The organism is Armatimonas sp. (assembly GCF_043760365.1).
Classification (GTDB): domain Bacteria; phylum Armatimonadota; class Armatimonadia; order Armatimonadales; family Armatimonadaceae; genus Armatimonas.
Window position 1 is genome coordinate 1 of record NZ_JAYUPA010000780.1, and the last position, 3,393, is coordinate 3,393.

General features: G+C 59.1%; 3 protein-coding genes. 2 read left to right on the forward strand and 1 reads right to left on the reverse strand.

Translation table 11 applies throughout. The features are described 5' to 3' along the window. The first annotated feature begins 141 nt into the window (after positions 1–141). Entirely contained in the window at positions 142–1,140 is a 999-nt protein-coding gene (locus ACH2EH_RS18720) for an ABC transporter permease (RefSeq protein ID WP_395144006.1), read from the forward strand. Between the two features lie 11 nt (positions 1,141–1,151). Beyond that, entirely contained in the window at positions 1,152–2,621 is a 1,470-nt protein-coding gene (locus tag ACH2EH_RS18725) for a sugar ABC transporter ATP-binding protein (RefSeq protein ID WP_395144007.1), read from the forward strand. 106 nt (positions 2,622–2,727) lie between these two features. Here the strand turns inward: ACH2EH_RS18725 and ACH2EH_RS18730 are convergent, their stop codons facing one another. Next, entirely contained in the window at positions 2,728–3,222 is a 495-nt protein-coding gene (locus ACH2EH_RS18730; protein WP_395144009.1) for a hypothetical protein, read from the reverse strand. Positions 3,223–3,393 lie beyond the last annotated feature (171 nt).

Consider the following 3,393-nt stretch of genomic DNA (forward strand, 5'->3'; position numbering starts at 1 on the left):
AGAATCGGTAGCCCGGAACGGGCTTTGCAGCCGAAGGCTACCCAGACGCCTACTTTCAGTGGGCGGACAGAGGGAATCGGCGATTCGTGCAAAAGGCTCGTATTATGTATTGATTTTTGAGTCAGATAGGAACTAACAAGAGTGGCGGTACAGAATCTAGGAAAACAGTCAGGGCCGGGCATTGTCGCCCGGCTACTGAAGTCACGGGAGCTGAGCGTGGTGGCGGTGCTAGCCCTACTCTGCCTGGGGATGGCATTCACTGAGCAGCGCGCCAACTTCTTTGGGCCGCTCAATATGACCAATATCGTGCAGCAAGTGGCGCTGCTCTCGCTCTTTGCCATCGGCGAGACGATTGTGATTATCACCAGCGGAATTGATCTATCTTTGGGCTCGATTATAGCCTTTGCCGGAATGCTCGTCGCGCTCTTTGTCACCAAGTTCTCCGGGGGGCTCATCGAGGGCCCGGCAGCGCTTCTGGCAATTGTCCTGACGCTACTCTGTACACTCGCAATTGGGCTATTTCATGCCACACTGATTCACAAGCTCAAGCTCCCGCCCTTTGTCGTGACGCTCGCCGCGCTTCTGGTACTGCGCAGCCAGTCGTTGATTGTGAACAAGCAGCTCCCGATCTCCCTCAACGACTATCCCCTCATCACAAATCTCTCCAAGGGCTGGCCGCTTTGGACGATGCTCGCGGTGGTGGCAATCGTGGTACATATTCTGCTCACACGCACTCGGATCGGGCGCTACCTCTATGCGCTGGGCGGCAACGAGCAGGCGACTCGGCTCTCGGGGGTGAATATCTTCAAGATCAAGCTCTTCGCCTACGGGATCAGTGCACTTCTGGGGGGTCTGGCCGGAATTCTCTGGGCGGGCTACGGACGACAGGGAAACCCACAGCTTGGTCAGGGCTACGAGCTGGATGCCGTCGCCGCTGCTGTCGTTGGAGGCGCGAGCCTCACGGGCGGGCGCGGCTCGGTACCAGGAACCATTCTGGGGGCAACTCTAGTAATTACGATACTCTCCGCCATCAACTTCACCTTCTCCAACCCCGACATCTGGCGCGGCACGGTGGTGGGCTGCGTACTTCTCTTCGCCGTTCTCGTCACGGCGCTCCAACAAAAAGGCGGCCACGAGTAATGCTCCTCAAAATGGAAGGCATCCAGAAGTCCTTCCCGGGCGTCTTAGCCATACGCGAGGGGCGACTGGAGCTTGCGGCGGGCGAGATTCATGCACTGCTTGGGGAGAACGGCGCGGGCAAGTCCACGCTGCTCAAAGTCCTCTCCGGGGCGCACCAACCCGATGCCGGCACAATCCACTTAAACGGCGAGCAGATCACCATTGCGGGGCCACGCGATGCCACCGAGCGGGGAATCGCGGTCATCTACCAGGAGTTCAATCTCATCCCACAGCTCTCGGTGGCGGAGAACTTGTTTCTGGGGCGCGAAAAAACCAAAAGCGGCTTTATCACCCGCGCCGACGAAAACACTGCCGCACAAGGGATTCTGAGGCGTCTCGCCGCGCCGTTTGACGCCACAACGCCCGTCGGGGAGCTGACGGTAGCGGAGCAGCAGCTCGTCGAGATCGCCAAGGCACTCTCGCAAAATGCGAAAATCCTAGTGATGGACGAGCCCACAGCGGCGCTCTCAGGCCGTGAGGTGGACGCGCTTTTCGCAATCGTCCGTGATCTCAAGGCGCAGGGAATCGGGATTGTCTATGTCTCGCATCGCCTCGACGAGATCTTCCAGCTCTGCGACACCGCGACCGTCATGCGCGATGGTCAGTGGATCGCCACTAAGCCCGTCTCCGAGTGGACGCGCCCTAAGCTCATTGAGTCCATGGTGGGCCGCGCCCTCTCCGCAGAGTTCCCCCCACGCGACCCGGAGCAGAAAATCGGGGCGGCGCGGCTTGTCGTCAGGAATCTCGTGCGTGGGCGAGCCGTCCAAGGCGTCTCGTTTGAGCTACGGCGCGGCGAGATCCTCGGGCTTGCGGGGCTTGTGGGCGCAGGCCGCACCGAGGTGGCACGTCTGCTCTTCGGTGCCGATCCGCGCGACGTGGGCGAGATCATTCTGGATGGCAAGACACTGCCGCTACGCTCGCCACAAGAGGCCGTTCAGGCGGGAATCTGCCTGCTCACCGAGGACCGCAAGCGCCAAGGTCTGGTGCTGGATCTGGCACTCCGTAACAACTTCGGCCTACCCAACTTAGAAAAACTCGGTAAGCTCGGCTTTATAGACTCCGCCAAAGAGCGTGGGGCGTTTGGCGGCTATGTCGAGAGCCTTCTTATCAAAACGCCGCACCAAGAACAGCTCGCCCGTAATCTCTCGGGCGGCAACCAGCAGAAAGTCGTGCTCGCCAAGTGGCTTCAGGCCAACTCCGAGATATTGATCTTCGACGAGCCCACACGCGGCGTGGATGTCGGGGCCAAGTACGAGATCTACGTGCTCATGCGTAAGCTCGCCACCGAGGGCAAGGCCATTCTCATGATCTCCTCCGAGCTGCCCGAAGTGCTCGGCATGAGCGATAGAATTCTCGTGATGCGCGGCGGCAAGATCACCGGCGAGATCGAAGACGCTACCAAGGCCACACAAGAAGACGTGCTGCATCTGGCGGTGGAGTAAAGCCGCTGTGAAATCGCCCCCATTCACGCGCCCAGAGGGCACCCGGTCTTATTGTCCTCATACTTCGGACACGAAGGGCGTGCCGCCCATGGGAACGCACATGATTTTATTGGGTCTTTCGCTTTCGTGCTTTCTGGCGATAGCGCTCCAAGCGCTGCGCTCGGTAGCTATTTAGAACTTCCTCCCATTCGGCCTTCGTCAGCCAGTAGCGAACCCATTCTTCGTGTGCCTCCAGAAGCCCAAATTCGCACCAGCGACCCAAATCAGCTCGCATTTTGGGATTGGTGGCAAGCCGCGCCCAGAAGCCAATATCGGCGCTTGTAGACGGATCACACTCGCTCAAGGTTGTCTCGGTCGGAATACGCGAACACTCATCAACATGCCAAACCGCACGCTGTAGAAAACGATCATCGGGTGGGGGCGTCGCATAGCTCTCTTCTATTTTTTGGTAGAGAAACGTCAGCCAATCCAATACATTCACAGCGGCGGTGGTTTCCGCCTGAAGCTCAGGGAAAGAGCGCTGTGCTTTCCCACGCCAGTCTCGCTGACGCTCCCGGTGCCGCTGGAGTATTTCCTCGATTTCAGGGCTACATTCTGGCATGGTTAAAGTGTACCGCGCTAGTTTTCAGATGGCCGGAACGGCCTTTGTAGCGCATAGTGCTCCTCAGCCCTGCCGCTCCAACTGGCAGGGGCAATCGCTAGTGTGCTCCGTGGTAGCATAAGGCTGTGTCAACACCCGCCGCTTTCTCTGCCCTGCGCCACCGCAACTACC

Excerpts from the sequence above, each read along its gene's own strand:
- ACH2EH_RS18730 (WP_395144009.1), bottom strand. The coding sequence starts at position 3,222 with ATGCCAGAATGTAGCCCTGAAATCGAGGAAATACTCCAGCGGCACCGG.
- ACH2EH_RS18725 (WP_395144007.1), top strand. The coding sequence starts at position 1,152 with ATGGAAGGCATCCAGAAGTCCTTCCCGGGCGTCTTAGCCATACGCGAG.